Origin of the sequence: Microtetraspora malaysiensis (assembly GCF_001528665.1) — a bacterium.
Classification (GTDB): domain Bacteria; phylum Actinomycetota; class Actinomycetes; order Streptosporangiales; family Streptosporangiaceae; genus Microtetraspora_A; species Microtetraspora_A malaysiensis.
On record NZ_BBYJ01000005.1, the window covers coordinates 497406 to 517471 of the forward strand.

Genomic DNA, 20066 nt, shown 5'->3' on the forward strand with positions numbered 1-20066 from the left:
CTTCGTCGACCAAACGGCCCGCCATGCGCGGAGCCAGTGGCTGGGCGACTGTCAGGAGCTGCTCGCGTCCGGCGTCCCGCAGGCCGTTCGGGCCGCCGAAGCGTGCCAGGAGAGATCGCCAGAGCGCGGCCCATCCGCTAGACCTGGACACCGTGGAACCAACACCAGTGGAGCGCCCGTGACCGACCCGAGCCGTGGCATCGACCAGTCCGATGAGGAACCGCTAATCGGTGACGGCGTCACCCAAGGCATCGTGCGGGTCGGGGACACCGTGCGCCGCCCGGTCCGGCCCTTCACTCTGACGATCCAGGCTTACCTGGCGCACCTGCACGCCGCAGGATTCTCCGAGGCGCCCGTTCCTCTCGGGCTCGACGAGCGGGGCCGCGAGGTGTTGTCCTTCGTCCCCGGTGACGTTCCCCGTGAACCACTCCCGCCGGAGACGGCGAGGGAGGAGGTACTGGTCGCACTGGCGCAGCTCATCCGGCGGCTGCACGACGTCGCCGAGGGCTGGGTCGCACCCGAGGACGCCGTCTGGGGCGGGATCCCCGGGATGCGGATCCGGAACTCGACCCCGGACGGTGAGCCGATGCTGGTGAGTCACCGCGACTACTGCCCCGGCAACGTCGTCTTCCGCGACGGCCTGCCCGCGGCGCTCATCGACTTTGACCTGGCCAAGCCCACCACACGGGTCGACGACCTTGCCAATGCCCTCTACTACTGGGCACCGCTGCTGCATCCCGAGGACCGGGCGCCCGCCTTCCGCGACCTTGACATCCCGCACCGCGTCGCGGTGTTCGCTGACGCCTACGGCATGACGTCGGAGCAGCGCCGTGTCCTGGTCCCCACGGCCACCACGATGATCGGCCGTTTCCACGTCAACATGCGCGCCGCAGCCGAAAGAGACCCGGTGTTCCGGCGTTTCTGGGACGAGGGGGTGAAAGATCGGCTGCCTCGTGCCGAGGCGTGGATACAGCAGGAGGGCCCGGCCATCACAGCCGGAATCGCCCACTGGTGACCGTCCATTGATCATGGCGTTGGTGAGGTGCGGGCGTGGCAGTGCGGTCGGTCGAAGGCGGTGCGGCTGGAGAACGCGGCAGCCAAGCCGGTGATCGTCCCCGACGACGATCGGGTGCGGCCGCGGGCGCGTCTATGTGCCTCGTTGAAGATGAGGCAATCCCACCTGACCCGAGGCGTCCGGCGTGCCGTCCCATCTTGGTGAAGCCTCGATTGAGGGGCGGCAGCCGCGAGGGTACGCGATATATCTGGACTTAACTCCAAAGATGAGTAATGTCGCGAACATGGAGAGGTAGGAGTCTCAAGGAGACGACCATGCATGTCGCGATCATCGGAGGCGGTCTGGCGGGACCGTGCCTGGCCCACGGGCTGCGACGGGCCGGATTCCAGGTGACGTTGCACGAGCGTGATTCGGCGCCGGCCAAGGGGCAGGGCTACCGCATCCACATCGCACCGGAGGGTAACCGCGCACTCCACGACTGCCTGCCCGAACACCTTCACCGCCTGGTGCTGGCCACCACGGGGGTGCCCGGCTCGGGCGTGACGATCCTCGCCGAGGATCTCACCGTCATCAACCGGTTCCCTGTCGGCGACCCGGCGGCCGAGCCGACCCCCGACAGCCACATCAGCGTGGACCGGCTCACTTTGCGCACGATCCTGCTGGCCGGGCTCGAGGAGGTGACCCGGTTCGGGGCCGCGTTCACCCACTTCGCCTACCTTCCCGGCGGCCGGGTCGAGGCGCGCTTCGCCGACGGCGCCGTACAGGAGGCTGACCTGCTGGTCGCCGCCGACGGGTCGATGTCGCGGGTCCGGCGCCAGTTCCTCCCGGACGCCCGGGTCGTGGATCTCGGCGTGCGGCTGATCTTCGGCAAGACCCCGCTGACCGACGAGGTGGCGGCGATCACCCCGGCCGAATCCCTGGACGGCTTCTCCACGATCGTCGGCTCCGGCGGACGGTTCATGCCGCTGGCCGGGCACCGGTTCCGGCGCGATCCGCGCGCCGCCGCCGCTGAACTCGGGCTGGGCCTGGAGTTCACCGACACCCGCGACTACGTGATGTGGGTGCTCGGCACGCCCGACGACGTGTCAGCGCTGGACGGCGCCGGATTGCGAGACGCCGTCCAGGAGCGCGTCGCCGATTGGCATCCCCGACTCGGGGAGATCATTCGGCGAGTGGACCCGGCGACGGTCCGCACTGCGTCCATGCGAACGTCGGAGCCGGTGGAGCCGTGGCCGAGCGGCCCGGTGACGCTGGTCGGCGACGCCATCCACTGCATGGTGCCAGCCGGGATCGGTGCTGCGGTGGCCCTGCGCGACGCCGCATTGCTCACCCGCCGGCTCACCGAGGCGCGCGACCGCGGGCTGCCGCTGGTTGAGGCCGTACACGCCTATGAGTCGGAGATGCTCCGATACGGCTTCGAAGCTGTGGCCGCCGCAGCCAAGCAGGCTGGCCTGGCGACGACCTAGGAGAACAGGAATCAGCGAGGAGCGCGGCAGGGTGTGCCCCGTAGATCAAGGTGAGGTCGACGGCGCACTGGTAGATACGTTCTCGCTTGCGTCTGCCGGCACATTGCGAGATAGGCCGGATCGCCTGCTGAGGAGCGTCAACGCGGTGATCAAGGCCAGTGCGGCGAAGACGCCGGCTGCCCCAAATGCGGCATGCTGCCCGGCGGTGAGTGCGAGCGGTAGCGGTGCCGGACCACCGATCGCGGATGTGTAGGCGGCAGCGACGCTGGTGCAGATGGCAGTGCCGAGGGCGGTGCCGACGGCAAAGGAGGTGTCGGCGAGACCGGCGGCCATGCCTGAGTCATTTTCGGTGACGCCGGTCAGCGCGGCGATCTGTGCACAGACCGTGGCGGCACCCATTCCCGCCCCGAACAAGAACAGGGCGGCCGGCAGAAGACTCATCGCGCCGCTGGCCGGTATGCGGGTGAGCAGCAGGCAGCCGCAACCGAGCAGGACGGTCCCGGCGGCAGCTACCCGCCCCAGGCCGATCCTGGTCACGACTCGTTGGCTCAGCAGGGCGCCTGCGACCGCGGTGACGGTCATCATCGCGGTCGCCAACCCGAACTGCGCCGCCGACCAGCCGAGCACCTGCTGCACGAAAGAGGTGAGGGTGACGAGCATGCCGTCGACGGTCATGCCGGCGATGAGCAGGAGGAGGTTGCCGCCGATCAGCATGCGCGAGCGCAGCGCCCGGAAGGGAACGAGCGGGGCCACCGATCGTTTCTCGATCAGGACGAACATCCAGACCAGTACGGCCACGGCGGCCAGTAGCCCGATGGTCTGTCCGTTCGCCCACCCGGATGTCGGCACCCGGGTGATCACGTATACGAGCAGGACGAGTGCTGGGGCGATGGTCAGCGCACCAGGGATATCGAAGGAACGGAAGCGTGCTCGGTCCCGGCTTTCGCGCAGCAGGGCGGGGGCGAGCACCAGCACGAGAGTCCCGACCGGGACGTTGATCCAGAACACCCACTGCCATCCGAGGATGTCGGTGATGATGCCGCCCAGTAGTAGACCGGCTGTGGCGCCGAACCCGCCGAGTCCGCCCCAGATACCGAGCGCCTTGTTCCGCTCGGTCCCTTCGGGGAAGGCGTTCATGACCATCGACAACGCGGCCGGAGCGATGATCGCGGCCGAGACGCCCTGGAGTGCACGGGCGGCCACCAGCGTCTGGATGGATGGGGCGAGCCCGCACGCCAGCGAGGCCAGGACCCGCAGCACCATCCCGGCGATGAACACCCGCCGACGGCCCAGCAGATCCGCAGCGCGGCCGCATAACAACAGCAGTCCGCTGAAGGCCAGCGCGTAGGCCGTCACGGTCCATTGGATGCCAGGGCCGTGCAGGCGAAGGTGGTGTTCGATCGCGGGCAGAGCGGTGAGCAGGCTGGTGCCGTCCAGAATGGTCATGAAGAACGCCGTGCCCAGCAGCGCCAGCACCCGCCAACGTCGATTCGGCGAAGGGTCGCTCGTGGTCAGCACTGTTGATCGATGCTTCGCAGCAGTTCTGCGGCGAGCGCGTCAAGCCACTTGCCGGTGCCCTGCTCCCGCCAGCGTGGTTCTTCGCGGCCATCGAGGAAGGTGCCCTGCTCGGTGAGTAGCAGCCGGGTGCCACCACCCTCGGGGTAGAACTGCACCGTCGTCAGCGACACTGTCGCAAGGTCTTGCCCCTCGGACAGAGTGGAGGTGTAGACGATCCGCTCGTCCTGGACGATGTCGCGGTACCAGGACTCGAACGTCAGCACCGCGCCACCGCCGGAGCGGCCGCGGTTGACCTCCCGCCCACCGACGCGGAAATCAAGCTCGTGCTCGGCGTCGGGGCCGGCGAACCAGCGGGCCTTTGCTTCGGGGTCGGCCCACGCGGCGAACACCGTGGCCGGTGAGGCCGCGTAGAGGCGTTCGAGGGTGAACGTGGCATGCGTGACCACGTGATCGGTCATTGTGTGCTCCCTTGATCTGGGCTGTCGTGGTGTTCGGTCAGGTAGTCGCCGAGGCGGTCGAGGCGGTGTTCCCAGGCAGTGCGTTGCGCAGTGATCCAGTCCTCGGCCATTCGCAGCACACCCGGCTCGATGTGGCAGGTGCGTACCCTTCCGGCTTTCTCGGACCGGACCAGTCCGCACGCCTCCAGTACTTGTAGGTGCTGCATCACCGCCGGCAGCGACATGGCGAGCGGCCGGGCCAGCTCACTGACCGAGGCAGGCCCGCGGATCAACCGCGCAACGATCTCCCGGCGAGTTGTGTCCGCCAGCGCTTGGAACACCCGGTCCAACGAACCAGCTTGGTTAAGCATGTGCCTAACTATTTAGTGCCGGCCGCAAATAGTCAAGCACTTGGTTAACCTTTCTCGCCGGGGGCAGCTTCCATCCCGGGCAACGGGCTGCGGCCGCTGCCCGGGATGCCGTCGACCTTGACGATGACGACGATGGGCAGCAGAGGTGAGTGGGCGCTGCCGCACAGCGTCCACGTCGCCGATGTAGAGGATCGTGTCCTCGTCGGGGCCCAGCGGGGGCGAGTGCCTTGGCATCGTCATGTCCGTTGCCCCCGCCCCCTGGTGTCGGCGCCACTCTCCCGGGCGGCACAGGGTTGGTCAGTCTGCTTTCGGCTGGGTGCGTCGGGCGTAGGCGCGGGCGGCGCGGGCGCGGTCGCCGCAGCGGGTGGAGCACCAGTGGCGGCGCCCGTGACGCAGCAGGTAGCGGTTACAGGGGGTGGAACCGCAGCTGGTGAGGCGGTCGGCGTCGGGGCCGGTGAGGAAGTCGGCCGTGTTGGCCGCGAGGGTGGCGAGGGCGCGGTCGAGGATCTCGTTGGTGGGGCACGGCGCCGCGCGAGGAAGTCGAACCGATCACCGGCCATGTCGTCGGATTCGTCCTGACCGGAGAGGGCCTACCCACGGTCTACGTCAGCAGCGACAACGCCTCGCTCGACCTGGTCAAGGAGATCGCCGAACGGTTCGGCCCGGTGGACACCGCCATCCTGTTCGCCGGAGCTCCCCGCTTCCCCGTCCTCTTCGACGGCGCACTGATCGTCCTCGATAGTGCGCAGGCCGCCGACGCCGCCCGGATCCTTGGTGCCCACCGGGTGGTTCCCGTCCACTACGACAGCTGGGCGCACTTCACCGAGGGCCGTGACGAACTCATCGCCGCCTTCACCGACGCCGGGCTGCTCGACCGCCTGGACCCGCCACAAGCTGGCCCGGGACGTGTGCCACGGCAAGCGCGGCACCATCCACCAGGCGTACCGGGACGGCATGGAGGACCAGCTCGGCTCGCGCGGCCTGGTCCTCAACGCCATCGTGCTCTGGACGACCCGTTACATCGACGCCGCCGTCGCCCAGCTCCAGGCCGAGGGCCACGAGATCCGCGAGGAGGACATCACCCGGCTCTCCCCGCTCAAGCACCGCAACCTGAACCTGCTCGGCCGCTACAGCTTCACCGCCTCGACCCCGGACGCCGGCGCCCTGCGCCCGCTGCGCGACGCGGACGCGCCCGAGCTGGACGAGGACGACGAAGGCGTGGACTGAACGCCCACATCGGGTGACGCGGGCATATCAGGTGGCCGGGGTGCTCGGAAATCGCAAGCGCCGGTAGGGGAGCTGATGTCAGGCTGCCTGGTATGGCTAACTAAGCCTTGATTGGTGCGGCCGTCCTGGCGGCCTGCTCGATCTTCGCGCAGTAGGCTGCACGGGCTTCCTCGTCGATCTGCTTCTCGTGTTCGGCGCGCAACCCGGTCCGGCCGTCGAGGCCCTCGCGCAGGATATCGGCGTGCCCGGCATGCCGGGTGGACTCGCCGAGGACATGGACCATGATGGCGAACAGGTTCGTGTGCCAGGCCGGCGTTGACTCCGGCCACCACGGCACGTGGCCGGGGGCGTCGAGGGGAAGCTCGTTGATCGTCGCGTCCGAGTGTTCCCACGTGCGCCGGTAGAACCCGATGATCTGCTCGCGGGTCTCGTCTTCGGTCGCCCACAGATCGCTGCCGTTGGAGTCCTGCCACCGGGGCAGCGGTTCCGGGGAAGGGCGGTCGAAGACCTCGCCGAAGTACCTGGCCTCGACGGTGGCCACGTGTTTGACCAGGCCGAGGAGGTTGGTCCCGGTCGCTGTCAAAGGTCGGCGGGCGTCATATTCGGACAAGCCGTCGAGTTTCCAGAGCAGCGCCTTGCGGTCCCGCCGCAGTCTCTCGTGCAGGTTGTCTTTCGCGAATTCATCGATCATGCGGCATGAGCCTGCCATGGGCTGCCCGTGGTCTCAAGATCCCGTACATGGTCCGCAACGACTGGCAGAGCCGAGGCCTGTCCATGGCCGCCGTTGTTCACGCTCACGGACAGCAGTACTGCCTCGGGGCGAAGAGCGGGCGCCGTCGCCGGCCTCTGGCGGCCGCGAGGGCGTAAGGCCGAACGGGGTGGCGGGAAACGGGCAGGCTGGACACCCTCACCAGGGTTCAACCCTGCGACCGAGGATCGAAGCCTGCTCGCCTGTCGTCAAATGATCGTTTGCCGACAGGCGGGGGTCGGCTGTCCCGGCGCCTGAGCGCGGGGGCCGTCAGGCGGGGATGGTAAGGACCGCGTTCGTCACAAATCCGGCGTGCGCCGAGGTCCGTGGGGCCGTTAGGGCCGGCCGGAGGGCGTGGCGGCGTTCCGGCCAGCCCCGAGCAGCACGAGGGGTCGCGCCCAAGGCCAGTACGGGCCCCAGTCGAGGTGCGGGTCAGTGGACGCGGGCCGGTCGTGCAGCAGGCGCACATCGACCAGGCGGTCGATTCAGGACCGGGGGCTTTTCAGGCTCCGTGCGGTGAGTTCGATGAGCGTTGTTCCTCTTGCAGGGGAGCCTCCCAAGTGGCGGTGATGTCGCGGGCGACATCGCGTAGGAGGTCGATGAGCATGTCTGCGAGTGGTGTGAGGCTGGCGTCGGTTTTGGTCAGGGCGTAGAGCTGGCGGTAGGGCCTGGGGTGGGCCAGTTCGCGATGGGTGGTGCCGGGCGCATGGGTCAGGGCCAGGCGCGATACCAGAGCCACAGCGCTGCCTGTGCCGACGAGGGCCTGGGCAACGTCGTAGGACTCGGTCTCGAACCGCACGGTGGGAGTGAAGCCGGCCTCGCGGGCAGCGTCGTGGAACTGTTCGCGGGCGGCGTGGCCGGCCAGGATGGAAACCCACGATTCGTCGCGCAGTTGTTTTAGGCGCAGTTCGGTGTCCGCGGGCTGCCCGGTGGCCAGTGGGTGGTCGTCGGGGAGAACCACGACCATCGGGTCCAGCAGGAGCGGGTGGGCGCGTAGGTGCGGGGGCGGCGCGAGCGGTGTGCCCCAGGACGCGACGATGGCGAGGTCCAGGCGCCCTGCGCTGATCTCGTCCGCTCCGCGTCCGGACACCACGTCTACGACGGAGACGTCGGCGTCCGGATGGCGGTACCGCAGGGCCGTCAGGGCGGGTGGCAGCAGGTGCAGGGCAGCCGCCTGGAACGTTCCGATCCGCAGCCGTAGGGAGAGGTGGCCGAGCAGTGCGGCCAGTTGCGCCTCGGCCTTGTCCGATGCCTCCTCCACGATTCGACCCTGGGAGGCGAGCAGCGCACCGGCTGCGGTGAGCGTTGCTCCGCGAGGGCCACGGATGACCAGGGGCACCTGCCAGTCGCGCTCGGCCTTGACCACCTGCTGTGTGACCGCCGCGGGCGTGAGCTGGAGGGCGTGAGCCGCCGCCGTCAAGGAGCCGTGCCGCTCGATCAACGCGAGAAGCCGAAGCTGTCCCGGATCCACCACCATTCACTAATCTTAACGCTGCATCCTTCTCTTTTAACTTCTCTTACGGGTACGGGAGAGGAAGCCTGGTGGTGCACCCATCGGCCGCGATCCCGGAAGGGGCTCTTTCCCCATGCCTACGCATGTGCCCGTTTTCATCGCCACCACATTGCTGCTGGCGATGCTGCCAGGCGCGAGTCAAGCCATGATGATCCGGCAGGTTCTGGGAGGCGGGCAACGCACAGTCCGAGGAACGCTCGCGGGCAACGCCACCGGCTTCCTGCTGTGGTCCACGGCCGCCGCGGCCGGGCTGTCCACTGCCCTGCTGGCCAGCCCGCGCGCGTACGCAGTGCTCCGGATCGCAGGCGGCATCGTGCTGATGATCCTCGGGGTGAACACGCTGCGGACCGCGCTCACCACCGCTTCCACCAGTCCGCCTCGCGAGGGCGGGCGCCGCACCGGCTTCGCGGGCGGATACCTCACCGGCCTGAGCACCAACCTCGGCAACCCGAAGGCCGGCGTGTTCGCCGTCTCGGTGCTGCCCCAATTCGTGACGCCGCAGGGCCCGGTGTTCCTGTCGACCGTCGCCCTGGGAGCTCTGTGGGCGCTCGTCAGTGCCTCTTGGTACCTGTTGCTCACCTGGGCCGTCGGCCGAGGGCGCGCCTTGATATCGCGGCCAACGGTCCTGCGGGGGCTCAGTGTGACGACCGGCGTCGTCCTGCTTGGGCTGGGCGCCGCGGTGGCAGCGGGTGTCTGAGGGCCGGGCCAGTACTTATTCCAGCGCGCCCGACCGCGCAGGCCATCTGCCGTCTTGTGTACCGGCAAGCATGAGGTTGCCCTGCGCGACCGGCGGCGACGAAGCACACCAAGACGGTCGCCTCAACTTCACCGCCCACTCAGGCCCGGATAGATCCCACGCGGGAGCGAGGAAGCCGATGACGCACGCAATGACACCGGACGGAACCCGCATCGCCTACCAGCTCCAGGGCCCGGGGACGCCGCTGGTCCTGCTGGCGGGCCAGGCCAACAACCACCACTGGTGGGACGCGACTCGCGCCGACTTCCATCCTGCTCGCAGCACCATCACGCTCGACTACCGCGGCACCGGCGACAGCGACAAGCCCGACACCCCCTACAGCACCGAACTGTTCGCCCAGGACGTCATCGCCGTCCTCGACGAACTCGGCATCGACCGGGCCGACGTCTATGGCACGTCCATGGGCGGACGGGTGGCCCAGCAGCTCGCGGCCCGCCACCCCCACCGGGTGGGCGCCCTGGTCCTCGGCTGCACCTCACCCGGCGGCCCGCACAGCGTCGAACGGGGCAACGACGTTCGCCAAGCCCTGGCGCACCCTCAGCCTGGAGCCGCGCGACAGGCCCTGCTGGAGCTGATGTACACCCCCCAATGGCTCGCCTCCCATCCCGGCCCGCACCACACCCTCGGCGACCCCGGTATGCCTGCCCACGCCCGGCGCCACCACCTCGCGGCCAGCAAACGGCACGACGCCTGGGACATCCTGTCGGACATCAGCGCACCCACCCTGGTCGTTCACGGAAGCGACGACCTGCTCAACCCCACCGCCAACGCACCCCTGCTCACCGACCGCATCCCCAACGCCCGACTCCACCTGATCCCCGAAGCCCGACACGCCTACTTCGAGGAGTTCCGCACCCACGCCAGCCCCCTCGTCCTGGACTTCCTCACCACCGCGTACAGGCCGTAAGAACAGCGCAGCCGATACTCGGACACCCTGTATCCGGGATACACGACCAAGCGGACCTGGACGCCGGGTTGCAGCTGGCCATGCCCGTGACGGTCGTCCAGCAGGACTGGGGCGCGCAGCTGGGCACAAGAAGCCGGAGAACGCCCGCCGCTACTTCAAGCCCTCGCCCGACGCGATCGCGGAGATCACCAGTCTCCTCGCCCCGGGCGACGGCACGCGCTGATCGCGACGCCTGCTATGAGGTGGCGTCGGCCCACAGGTCGGTGCTGTTGGCCCCGATGAGAGCGCTGATGTGGGTGAGCACGTCACTGACCGGTTGCGGGTCGAGTCGGCGTCCGTCACGCAAGCGCAGTGCGACGTGATCGTCAGCGGCCTCCTTGGCGCCGATGACGGCTTGGTAGGGAACCAGGCGAGCCTCTCGGATACGGGCTCCCAGGCTGCCGCGTTCCGGTCCCGCGATCTCGGCACGCAGTCCGAGACGGGTGCAGCGTTGGGCGAGGGCTGCGGCGTTCGGCAGTTCGGTGTCGGAGATCGGGAGAATGACCAGCTGAGTGGGGGCGAGCCAGGCGGGGAAGGCACCGCCGTGCTGTTCGATGAGATGAGCGACCGCACGTTCCACGCTGCCGATGATGCTGCGGTGGACCATGACCGGGCGGTGCTTGGCACCGTCCGCGCCGATGTAATGCAGGTCGAACTGCTCGGGCTGGTGGAAATCCACCTGGACGGTGGACAGGGTGGACTCCCGGCCGGCGCCGTCGGTGACCTGGACGTCGATCTTGGGGCCGTAGAACGCGGCCTCTCCCTCGGCTGCCTCGTAGGGCAGGCCGGAGCGGTCGAGGACGTCGGTCAGCAGGGCGGTGGACCGTCGCCACTTCTCGGGTGCGGCGACGTACTTGCCACCAGGGCCCGGGAGGGAGAGCCGGTAGCGGGTCGGGGTGATGCCGAGCGCCTCGTACGCCCGGCGGATCATCTTCAGCGCCGCCTGGGCCTCCTCAGCGACCTGGTCCAGGGTGCAGAAGATGTGCGCGTCGTTGAGCTGGATGGCCCGCACACGGGTCAGTCCGCCGAGCACGCCCGAGAGTTCGGAGCGGTACATGCCCCCCAGTTCGGCCATGCGCAGCGGCAGTTCGCGGTAGCTGTGGGAGCGGGAGCGGTAGATCACCGCGTGATGGGGGCACAGGCTCGGCCGCAGGACGACCCGCTCCCCGCCGAGTTCCATCGGAGGGAACATGTCGTCGCTGTAGTGCGCCCAGTGCCCCGAGATCTCGTACAGCTCCCGCTTGCCGAGTACCGGTGAGTACACGTGGCGGTACCCCGCTCGCCGCTCGGCGGCGCGGATGTACTCCTCCAGGGTGTGCCGTACGGTGGCGCCGTCGGGCAGCCAGTACGGCAGACCGGCGCCGATCAGTGGGTCGGTGTCGAACAGGCCCAGTTCACGGCCGAGCTTGCGGTGGTCATGCATGGCGGTCTCCTCGCGGACATCGGGCGAGTGACCGCAAGGCGAAGCCCCGGGGCACTCGCCCCGGGGCTTCGGATCAAGACATCTGTCAGCGCGCCGGGACACTCTCCGGCGTCGTCGTCATAGCAGCGCGCTTCATGTCGCAGACGTTAGCAGGACGTAGCGATGTCCACACGGTCATTCCTCGTCAGGAGTGCCCGGGTCACGCAGGGGTCGCAGCCCGCCGGGCAGGGGCTCGCTCACGTCACCTGCCAGATGCGCGCTTCGGGGGCCACGCGACATCGTCGATCGCCAGAAACGGCGAGGCCGCGACCGCGGCCGGCGTCATCCCGGCGAAGGCCATGACGTCTCTATGGAGGTGGGACTGGTCGGCGTAGCCGCTCTCTGCTGCCACCCATGCGGCGCGGTGGCCGGCGGCGAGACGGTGGGCCGCGTGGTCGAAGCGGACGAGCTGGGCGACACGCTTGGGGGTGAGGCCGACCTGAGCGCGGAACCGCGACCAAAGGCGCTTGCGGCTCCATCCGGTCTCGGCGACCAGTCGTTCGACACGTACCCGCCCTCGGCTGGCCACCATCTGTCCCCAGGAGAAGGCGACCTCCGGGTCGACAGCTCGGCCTGTGTCCCCCCGCCGAGCCAGCACCGCCTCCGCGATCGCGAATCGGGCCTCCCACGACCCGGCGGCGCGCAATCGCTCCTGGGTTCGCACGGCCTCTCGTCCCCAAAGGTCATCGAGCGCGACCACCATCCCGTCCAGCTCCCACGAGGCACCCAAGATCGCGCGTGCGATCATCGGCGAAAGCCGCAACTGGAGGCACTCGGAACGTCTGGCCAACCCCCGCCCTCGAGCCCTGTTGGGCACCAGCCCGGCGACGACGCGTTCTCGCTGCTGCGAACCACAGCCGTCTTCGACGAGGAATGGTGGGTCGCCGAGGTCGAGTATCACCGTGACCGCGGGGTGCGGGAGGAACGCGACGTCGAGGAACTCGTTCGTCTGATCGCTGAACCCTGCCATCATGACCCCGGGCAGCCGGCCGGGACGCGACGGGACCGTGATCTCCCATCGAGGCACATCGGCGCTTCGGTGCCGGTTCTGATCTCGCCCCATGACACCACCTTGCGCCTTCGTCAAATGGATCGCCACCGTTGAGTCACACGGTCGGCACCGAATGGCAACTCCCGATCAGCGTCGGCCGGCCCACACCTCGCGCTCGGCACCGTCGGGGTCGTCGACGACGGTGATCCGCTCGTCGATCAACGCCGTGGACCGGTCGGCCAGGTTGTATCGGGGCCAGCCCGGGTCGCCGTCGGCGACGAAGCGGACCCAGGCACCGTGGGCCGTGTCGGCGACGACCTGTGGTGGTTCGTCGCCGATGAGGGCGTAGCTGGACTCCTCGTCGAGGAGGTCGAACACGTACGGGACCTCCACCGCGTGGGCGGCGCCGAGGCGGCCGGCGAAGCTCGGCGACTCGTGGTCGAAGCGGTACATCCAGGTGTCGGCCCCACCGGCTTCGAGATGCGCCTCGGCGACCCGGATCGCCGGAACCCGAACGAAGCGGTCGGTGGTCACGGCAGCGAGCAGATCCCCGCTGCTCGCTCCCGGCCGGGCTGCCCGATAGCGCTCGACCGTCCCGCCGGGCGCGCCGAGGGCGCCCGCGATCGCAGAGAGGGCGGGCTCGTCGACGATGTCAATCATGCCGGTGGGGACGAGGCCGATCCGGATGTCGTCCCGGTTCCACCCGGCCAGGAGCCGCACGCCGCTGCCGGCGCCCCTTCGCAACGCGTCGAGCGGGTGGTCGGGGAGGGTGTCGCCGTCGACGACTGGGGCGAAGGGGAGGCTTGCCCACTCGGCCGGGTCCGAGGCGGTCTGGACCTCCTTGACGAGGGCGGACGCCGCCCGCGCGAGCCGTTCGGCCGGCACCTCGCTGAAAGCCTCACGTGTCGGGGCGATCCCGAGCGACTCAGCCAGCCTTGCGGCGAAGCCCACGGCGGCCTCGGCCGTGTGTGTCTGGGCGGCAGCCCCGCTTTGGGTGACCGCCTGGCGGAACAGGCCTCGGGCGCGAGGCATGGCCATGAGGTTGACGATGCTCATGGCCCCGGCGGACTGGCCGGCGACGGTCACTCTCCCCGGATCGCCGCCGAAGGCGGCGATGTTTCCCTGGACCCACTCGAGCGCGGCGATCTGGTCCAGTAACCCCAGATTGGCGGTGCCGTCATCGAGGTAGAGAAAGCCCTCGGCGCCGAGCCGGTAATTGATCGTGACGCACACGACCCCGTCGCGGGCGAAGGAGGTGCCGCGGTAGCCGGCGACGGAGCCGGACCCCTGTGTGAACATGCCGCCGTGAATCCAGACCAGTACCGGCAAGCCGGCTCCCCGGGGATCGGGGGTCCACACGTTGAGGTTGAGGCATTCCTCGCCAGGGATCACGATCTCCGGGAACAGCGCCGCGCTCTCCGGACCGTAGTCGCCTTTCGGGCAGGTCGGCCCATAATCGGTGGCGCTGCGCTCGCCCTCCCACCGCACGGGCGGCTCGGGAGGCCGCATGCGGCGCGCCCCGAAGGGCGGGGCGGCGTACGGGATCCCGAGGAACGCCGCGACTCCCTGGTCCATCCGACCCCGCAGCCGACCGCTTGCCACCTGAACCTCTGGCGCGCTGTCCACGGTCATCACCTCTCCCGTCGCTTGGAGCTCCGCGGCCTCCGCACGTGGAGCCGTGCCGAGATCGAGCATCACAAGCTCAGGCCAGGGTGTATTGAACAAATGTTTCGCTCTGTGGTCGGCATCATGGGCACCGGCGGCGGCTTGGCGGGCGTGGTCCACGACGGCCACGCGACGCCGTCGACCCGGCCTGCCACAGTTGGTGCCGCTCTTTCCCGGATCCGGCGAGGGGCACCGGGTCATGGTCAGCCGCGGAGCGACGGGATCAGGCCCGCCTCATGCGCGGCGATGGCCGCCTCCACTCGGTTGCGCGCGCCCAGCTTCGTGAGTACGGCGCTGACGTGCGCTTTCACCGTGCCCTCGGCCAGATGCAGTCGGCTCGCGATCTCCGCGTTGGACAGCCCCGCGCCGAGTCCGGCCAGCACGTCGCGCTCCCGCCCTGTCAGCCGGTCCAGTGAACGGTGCGGGTGGGCGGACCGGTGCGCGCGCATCCCGGCGATGACCCGGCCGGCGACCCGCGGAGACAGGTAGGCTCCGCCGGCGCCGACCGCCCGTACGCCGTTGAGAAGTTCCCTCGGGTCGTCCGCCTTCAGCAGGAAGCCGTCGGCGCCCTCTTCGAGCGCTCGGGTGATGTACTCGTCCTGGCCGAAGGTCGTCAGCATGATCACACCGACCGTGGTCAGCTCCCGGTGGAACCGTGCCACGGCCGTCAGCCCGTCGAGGCCGGGCATCTGGATGTCCAGCAGGACCACGTCCGGCCGGTGCCGGCGGGCGAGCGCGATGGCCTCGTGCCCGTCGCCCGCCTCGGCGACCACTTCGACGTGCGGGTCCCGGGCCAGAATGGCGCGTACCCCGGCCCGGACCATCGCCTCGTCGTCGGCCACCAGGACCCGGACCGGCCGGCCGCTCGGTGTCGTCTCTTCCACCCGGCGAGCCTATGGTCGGCGCACCGCCGTGCGCGGCGTGAGCCCCGGAGATCCCTCCCGGGTCGGGGCGCACCCCCGACGAAAGGCAGGGCACCGCTGCCGTTCGACCGATGGGCGACGGCTGTGCCGACCCCTAGCGTCGCTGCTGTACGGGAAGCGCGGTGGCCTTCCGCGTTCCCGTGCACCGCGCTCCGCGTTCCCGTACACCGTGCTCCGCGACCCGTGCGCCGAGCATCGCGACCGACGACAAAGGAACTCCGTGATCAGCCTCCGAGGACTGACGAAACGCTATGGCGGCACCCTCGCCGTGGACGACCTGACCTTCGACATCCAGACCGGCCGCGTAACCGGCTTCCTCGGCCCCAACGGGGCCGGGAAGTCCACCACGATGCGCATGATCCTGGGGCTCGACCACCCCACGCGCGGGCGGGCCTTGATCGCCGGCCGGCCCTACGCGGACCTGCGCCGGCCACTGCGGGCGGTCGGGGCGATGCTGGACGCCCGGGCCGTTCACCCGGCCCGCTCCGGCCGCACACACCTCGTCGCCCAGGCCCGGGCCAACGGCATCCCGGTACGCCGGGTGGACGAGGTGCTGGAGACGGTGGGCCTGACCAAGGCGGCCCGCCGGCCGGCCGGAACGTACTCCCTGGGCATGAGCGGGCGGCTCGGAGTGGCAGGCGCCCTGCTCGGCGATCCGCCCGTGCTGATTTTGGACGAGCCCGTGAACGGCCTCGACCCGGACGGCGTGCGGTGGATCCGCCGGCTCGTGCGCGACCAGGCGGCGGAGGGGCGCACCGTGTTCCTCTCCAGCCACCTGATGAGCGAGATGCAGCTGACCGCCGACCACCTCGTCATCATCGGGCGGGGGCGGCTGCTGAGCGACACCTCCATGACGGACTTCCTGGCCGCCGCATCACCCGCGTCGGCGCGCGCCTCGGTGCCCGACCCGGAGCAGCGGGCGACACTGGTCCGCCGCCTGATGGCGATCGACGGCGTAAGCGTCGAGACGTCGGCGGACGGCGAACTCACCGTCGAGGGCAGCACCGCCGCTGAGGTGGGCGACCTCGCCCACCACTGCGGCGTACGGCTGCACGGCCTGAGCGACATCCGGGTGTCGCTGGAGCAGGCGTACATGGACCTGACCGCGCGAAGCGTCGAGTACGCGACGGGCGGCACCGCAGAAAGGGGCCGACAGTGACCACGACCACAACGCACGGCGGGCAGGCGGCTTCGCCGCGGACCGCGCCCGACGCTCCGGGCCGGCGCACGCCCGGCGGCTTCGCCGGGGCGGTCGCCTCCGAGTGGACCAAACTGTGGTCCGTCCGCGCCGCCTACCTCTGTCTCCTGGCGGGCCTCGCGATCACGGGGGTGTTCACCTTCTACTACGCCTCGATCGCCCGCATCAACGACCATCCGGTCCAGCCCGTCGGGAACGCCGCAGCCGCCTCCGCCGTCATCTCCCAGTTCGCCGTCGTCATCCTGGCCACGGTGGCGGTGACCTCCGAGTACTCGACAGGCAGCGTACGGGCCACGCTGTTGTGGGTGCCGCGGCGGCATCGGGTCCACGCGGCGAAGGCACTGGTGACAGCCGTGGTCGCGTTCCTCTCCGGCGCCGTGTTCGCCCTGGTGGGCACGGCCGTAGCCTGGGGGGCGTTCGACGGACGGGCCTCGCTCGACATCGGCACGACCGTCCAGCAGATCCTTGCCGTCGGGGCCTACCAGGCGCTCGTCGCCGTGCTCACCGTCGGCGTGGCCTTCGCCACGCGGCACCCGGCCGGCGCGCTGTCGATCCTCATCACGCTGCTGTGGGCGCTGCCGAGCGTGCTCCTGGGGCTCGGCGGCGACACGTTCACGGCCGTCAACGACCATCTGCCGCACGGAGCGGGCGACCACTTCATGCACGTCGGCGCGGACGCCCCGTACACGTCGGCGACGGCCATCCTGATCGTGGTCGCGTGGGCCGCGGCGGCACATCTGATCGGCCTGTTCGTGCTGCGCCGTACGGACGCCTGACGCCGCACCGGCCCGGCCTCCCGCGGATCGCCCACCACGTCGCCGGGCTCTCGGGCACGTCCTCCAGAATCGACCCGAGCACGTGACGACACCAATCGGAAGGACACGACACACCATGCGGCGCCCGCGCATCCCCCCGGCCAGGTACGTGCTCGCCGACGTGGCTCTGTGGGCCGTGCTCGCCGCCGCCACCGGATACGGGTTCCAGGATGCGAGCGCGCCCTCGCCGGTCGTGGACCTGCTGCTCCCGCTGGCCGTCCTGGCGGTGGCCGTACCGCTGTCCCGCAGCCGGCCGGGAGCCGCGGTGTTCCTCGTCAACGGGCTGTGCGCACTGGGCATGGCCGACTCCGCGACCCCCGCCAACGCCCACGTCCTGTCGCTGGCCGCGCTCAGCTGTCTGCTGGGCGACCGGGTCGCGGCGGCCCGGGGCCCGCTGCTGGTGCTCGCCGCCTGCCTGGCCGTCGACGTCGCGGCCTGCGCCGTGCTGCGGGTGCCGGCCGTGTGGTGGTTCTACGCCCTCACCATGCTGCCCGGTGCCCTCCTGCTGCCATGGCTGGCCGGACGGCACTGGCGCGGTCGCCGCGAACTCGTACGGGAAGGATGGCGCCTGGCCCGAAGTCTGGAGGAACGGCAGCACCTCGTCGCGGAGCGGGCCCGGCTGACCGAACGCGCCGACATCGCGGCCGACATGCACGACTCCCTCGGCCATGTCCTGAGCCTGGTCGCCCTGCGCGCCGGCGCCCTGGAGCTCTCCCCCGACCTCACCGGCCGCGACCGCGCCGACCTCGCCGAGCTGCGCGGGACCATCGCGAACGCCGTCGAGCAGCTGCGGGAGACCGTCGCCGTCCTGCACGAACCACGTGAGTCGGGGGCGGATACGAGCTCGGGCGGCCTGCCCGTCAAGGACACGGTCGAAGACCTTCTCGGCCGGGCGGTCGCCTCCGGGGTACCGGTGCGCTGGGAGCGGCACGGATCGGTGCCCGCGTTGTCGCCCCTGGTCGAACGCGGGATGTATCGGGTGGTCCAGGAGGCCCTTACCAACGCCGTGAAGCACGCCCCGGGCGGCGTGGTCCGGGTGGGGATCACCCACGAGGCCGACCGCACCCGCGTGACCGTCGTCAATGCGGCCCCATCGGCGGGCGGGTCCGCTGACGAGCCTGGGCAGGCGGACGAAGACCGGACCTCGGGCGCCGGACGCCGGGGACTGACGGGGCTTCGGGAGCGGGTGACGGTTCTCGGCGGCTCCTTGCGGACCGGTCCGCACCAGGGCGGGTTTCGTGTTGCCGCCGTCCTCCCCCACCAGGCCCCGGCCCGTCTTGCGACGCGGGCAGCGGCCCCTGACACGGGCAGGGACACGGAGCCCGGCGCCACCCCGGAGTCCGCCAAACGGCTCGCCGAGGTACGGCGCACCGCGCGCCGCCGCTCCGTCGTCGCCTTTGCGGCGCCGGTCACCGCGGCAGCGTTCTTCGTGCCGGCCGCCGTCTATCTGGCCTGGCAGTTGACGACGGGAGTGCTGTCGCCGTCCGGGTTCGACGAGCTGGAGACAGGGCGGTCCCGCGCCGAGCTCGCCCGGCTGCTTCCGGCCCGCGATTTTCCGTATCCGCCCGACCACGCCCGTTCCGCACCCCGGCCGCCGGCCACGCACTGCGAGTTCTACCGCTCCGGCCGTGACCTGCTGGACCAAGTCGACCTCTACCGGCTCTGCTGGCTCGACGACATTCTGGTGGCCAAGGACACCGTGCAGGCGAACCAACGCTGACCTGCTCAGAAGACCTGAGTCCTCGCCACCACCCATGACCGCTCGCGTCCCACGGAGCCTCCGCGAAAACCCGTTGGCGGACCACGGCGACCGCTGCTACATTTCCGGAAGCCGTGCGAGAGAACGAGGAGGTGGTACCCGTGAACGCAGTATCGACATGGGTGCTCCCCTCCGGGGTCACGGTCGGACGATAGGTCGTCCGGGAGCGCCGTTCAGAGCACTCCCGAAAGGCACGACCATGCGATTCACCTCCGAGCAGCGCCTCGATGACGGCGTCCTCGAACGCAAATTCACCCTCGGCGAGATCCCCGGCATCCTGTGGACGCCCGCATCCGCATCCGCGCCGGTCCCGCTGATCCTGCTCGGCCACCCCCCGCTCGGACTGCACAAGATGTACCCCCGGCTGGTGGCGCGGGCCCGGCACTCCGCGGCGGACGGCTTCGCCGCGGCCACCATCGAGCTCCCCGGGAGCGGTGACCGGCCCCGTTGGGCCGCCGCCGAGCAGGCCCGCGCCGACCTGCGCAGGGCTATGGAGGCCGGCGAGCCGGTCAGCGACGAGATCATCGACGCCCTCGTCCTCCCGCTCGTCGACAAGGCGGTCCCGGAATCGCAGGCCGCCTTGGACGCCCTCCTGTCGCTGCCCGAGATCGGCGGCCCGGTCGGGTACTCGGGGGGAGTGATCTCCATCGGGATCCGGCTGGCGGTGGTCGAGCCGCGCATCGTGGCCGCCGGCTTCTTCGCCGGGAGTTTCGTGCCTCGCACCATGTTCGAGGAGGCCCGACAGGTCACCATTCCGCTGCATGTCCTGCTGCAGTGGGATGACGAAGGGAACGACCGACAGGCGGCCCTGGACCTGTTCGACGCCTTCGGCTCCAAGGAGAAAACGCTGCACGCCAACATGGGCGGGCACACCGGCGTCCCGCAGTTCGCAGGGGAGGACGCGGCCGGGTTCTTCGCCCGGCACCTGAAGTGAGGCCGGGCCGTCAGGCCGGCAGCAGACGGTAGGCGGTGTCGGCCAGAATGCCGCTCATCGAGGACAGGCCCCGGCCCTCCTCGAAGGCGGTGGCCGGCAGATGCACAACCGCCCCGATCGCGGCGGTACCGGCCATCGGCGGTACCGGCCGGTCGGGGCGGCGCTCGGCCACCAGCGGCTCCATCAGCTGGGCCCACGTCCCCGAGTGGAGGGCCTGAACGACCATGATCGTTCTCAGCGCCGACGGCGTACCGATGTTCCCCAACACCGGACGAGGACTCACGGCTGGCACACCACCCCGTCCGGGCGCGAGCTCAACCA

The 20066-nt window shown here is 70.1% G+C and carries 20 protein-coding genes and 1 pseudogene; 10 read left to right on the top strand and 11 right to left on the bottom strand.

The annotated features are described in order from the left end of the window. The first annotated feature begins 178 nt into the window (after window positions 1-178). The gene (locus tag AWQ71_RS05245) at window positions 179-1015 is read left to right on the top strand and encodes a phosphotransferase enzyme family protein (protein ID WP_084258532.1); all 837 of its coding nucleotides are present in this window, start codon (window positions 179-181) and stop codon (window positions 1013-1015) included. A gap of 314 nt (window positions 1016-1329) precedes the next feature. Next, window positions 1330-2481 carry an FAD-dependent oxidoreductase gene (locus tag AWQ71_RS05250; protein ID WP_067127385.1) on the top strand — a complete coding sequence of 384 codons (1152 nt, stop codon included), beginning with the start codon at window positions 1330-1332 and terminating at the stop codon, window positions 2479-2481. A gap of 45 nt (window positions 2482-2526) precedes the next feature. Here the strand turns inward: AWQ71_RS05250 and AWQ71_RS05255 are convergent, their stop codons facing one another. From AWQ71_RS05255 to AWQ71_RS44280, 4 genes are all read right to left on the bottom strand, one after another. Further along, window positions 2527-3957, bottom strand: coding sequence for an MFS transporter (locus tag AWQ71_RS05255; RefSeq protein WP_084258534.1), 1431 nt, complete (start codon window positions 3955-3957; stop codon window positions 2527-2529). A gap of 35 nt (window positions 3958-3992) precedes the next feature. Next, window positions 3993-4457 carry an SRPBCC family protein gene (locus AWQ71_RS05260; RefSeq protein WP_067127390.1) on the bottom strand — a complete coding sequence of 155 codons (465 nt, stop codon included), beginning with the start codon at window positions 4455-4457 and terminating at the stop codon, window positions 3993-3995. Next, window positions 4454-4807 carry an ArsR/SmtB family transcription factor gene (locus AWQ71_RS05265; protein WP_067127393.1) on the bottom strand — a complete coding sequence of 118 codons (354 nt, stop codon included), beginning with the start codon at window positions 4805-4807 and terminating at the stop codon, window positions 4454-4456. Before AWQ71_RS05265 ends, AWQ71_RS05260 begins: the two co-directional genes overlap by 4 nt. 297 nt (window positions 4808-5104) lie before the next feature. Then, window positions 5105-5314 (bottom strand): CGNR zinc finger domain-containing protein, encoded by a 210-nt coding sequence (locus tag AWQ71_RS44280; protein WP_218001672.1) that lies wholly within the window; start codon window positions 5312-5314, stop codon window positions 5105-5107. Window positions 5315-5382: 68 nt separating this feature from the next. On the opposite strand from AWQ71_RS44280, the pseudogene AWQ71_RS44870 reads away from it, so the two are divergent. Then, window positions 5383-5550 (top strand): annotated as a pseudogene (locus AWQ71_RS44870) (MBL fold metallo-hydrolase); the annotation flags it as partial. An 88-nt stretch (window positions 5551-5638) separates the two neighbouring features. Next, window positions 5639-6034 (top strand): Tn3 family transposase, encoded by a 396-nt coding sequence (locus AWQ71_RS05275; protein WP_067127399.1) that lies wholly within the window; start codon window positions 5639-5641, stop codon window positions 6032-6034. 100 nt (window positions 6035-6134) lie between these two features. Here AWQ71_RS05275 and AWQ71_RS05280 read toward each other — a convergent pair whose 3' ends face one another. Together AWQ71_RS05280 and AWQ71_RS05285 are read right to left on the bottom strand one after the other, a co-directional pair. After that, window positions 6135-6725, bottom strand: coding sequence for a DinB family protein (locus AWQ71_RS05280; RefSeq protein ID WP_067127402.1), 591 nt, complete (start codon window positions 6723-6725; stop codon window positions 6135-6137). Window positions 6726-7284: 559 nt separating this feature from the next. Continuing rightward, on the bottom strand, window positions 7285-8259 hold the full coding sequence (locus tag AWQ71_RS05285) for a LysR family transcriptional regulator (RefSeq protein WP_067127405.1): 975 nt from the start codon (window positions 8257-8259) through the stop codon (window positions 7285-7287). A gap of 109 nt (window positions 8260-8368) precedes the next feature. On the opposite strand from AWQ71_RS05285, the gene AWQ71_RS05290 reads away from it, so the two are divergent. Together AWQ71_RS05290 and AWQ71_RS05295 are read left to right on the top strand one after the other, a co-directional pair. Continuing rightward, entirely contained in the window at window positions 8369-8992 is a 624-nt protein-coding gene (locus AWQ71_RS05290) for a LysE family translocator (protein ID WP_067127407.1), read from the top strand. Window positions 8993-9170: 178 nt separating this feature from the next. After that, window positions 9171-9959 carry an alpha/beta fold hydrolase gene (locus AWQ71_RS05295; protein WP_067127410.1) on the top strand — a complete coding sequence of 263 codons (789 nt, stop codon included), beginning with the start codon at window positions 9171-9173 and terminating at the stop codon, window positions 9957-9959. 235 nt (window positions 9960-10194) lie between these two features. On the opposite strand, the gene thrS is transcribed toward AWQ71_RS05295, so the two are convergent. The 4 genes from thrS to AWQ71_RS05315 form a co-directional block, all read right to left on the bottom strand. Continuing rightward, window positions 10195-11523 (bottom strand): threonine--tRNA ligase, encoded by a 1329-nt coding sequence (gene thrS / locus AWQ71_RS05300; RefSeq protein WP_281195415.1) that lies wholly within the window; start codon window positions 11521-11523, stop codon window positions 10195-10197. A gap of 139 nt (window positions 11524-11662) precedes the next feature. Further along, on the bottom strand, window positions 11663-12523 hold the full coding sequence (locus AWQ71_RS05305; protein WP_067127416.1) for an AraC family transcriptional regulator: 861 nt from the start codon (window positions 12521-12523) through the stop codon (window positions 11663-11665). Between the two features lie 75 nt (window positions 12524-12598). Continuing rightward, window positions 12599-14083 (bottom strand): carboxylesterase/lipase family protein, encoded by a 1485-nt coding sequence (locus AWQ71_RS05310; RefSeq protein ID WP_067127707.1) that lies wholly within the window; start codon window positions 14081-14083, stop codon window positions 12599-12601. Window positions 14084-14319: 236 nt separating this feature from the next. Next, entirely contained in the window at window positions 14320-15000 is a 681-nt protein-coding gene (locus AWQ71_RS05315; protein WP_067127419.1) for a response regulator, read from the bottom strand. A 259-nt stretch (window positions 15001-15259) separates the two neighbouring features. Here AWQ71_RS05315 and AWQ71_RS05320 point away from each other — a divergent pair, with 259 nt between their 5' ends. From AWQ71_RS05320 to AWQ71_RS05335, 4 genes are all read left to right on the top strand, one after another. Then, window positions 15260-16198 (top strand): ATP-binding cassette domain-containing protein, encoded by a 939-nt coding sequence (locus AWQ71_RS05320; protein WP_067127422.1) that lies wholly within the window; start codon window positions 15260-15262, stop codon window positions 16196-16198. Next, complete coding sequence (locus tag AWQ71_RS05325; RefSeq protein WP_084258538.1) at window positions 16195-17013, top strand: ABC transporter permease; 819 nt, start codon at window positions 16195-16197, stop codon at window positions 17011-17013. The genes AWQ71_RS05320 and AWQ71_RS05325 overlap by 4 nt, the downstream gene beginning before the upstream one ends. A gap of 115 nt (window positions 17014-17128) precedes the next feature. Continuing rightward, window positions 17129-18772 carry a sensor histidine kinase gene (locus tag AWQ71_RS05330; protein WP_174550675.1) on the top strand — a complete coding sequence of 548 codons (1644 nt, stop codon included), beginning with the start codon at window positions 17129-17131 and terminating at the stop codon, window positions 18770-18772. 238 nt (window positions 18773-19010) lie between these two features. Next, the gene (locus AWQ71_RS05335; protein WP_067127424.1) at window positions 19011-19745 is read left to right on the top strand and encodes a hypothetical protein; all 735 of its coding nucleotides are present in this window, start codon (window positions 19011-19013) and stop codon (window positions 19743-19745) included. A 10-nt stretch (window positions 19746-19755) separates the two neighbouring features. Here the strand turns inward: AWQ71_RS05335 and AWQ71_RS05340 are convergent, their stop codons facing one another. Next, the gene (locus AWQ71_RS05340; RefSeq protein WP_067127426.1) at window positions 19756-19971 is read right to left on the bottom strand and encodes a hypothetical protein; all 216 of its coding nucleotides are present in this window, start codon (window positions 19969-19971) and stop codon (window positions 19756-19758) included. Window positions 19972-20066 lie beyond the last annotated feature (95 nt).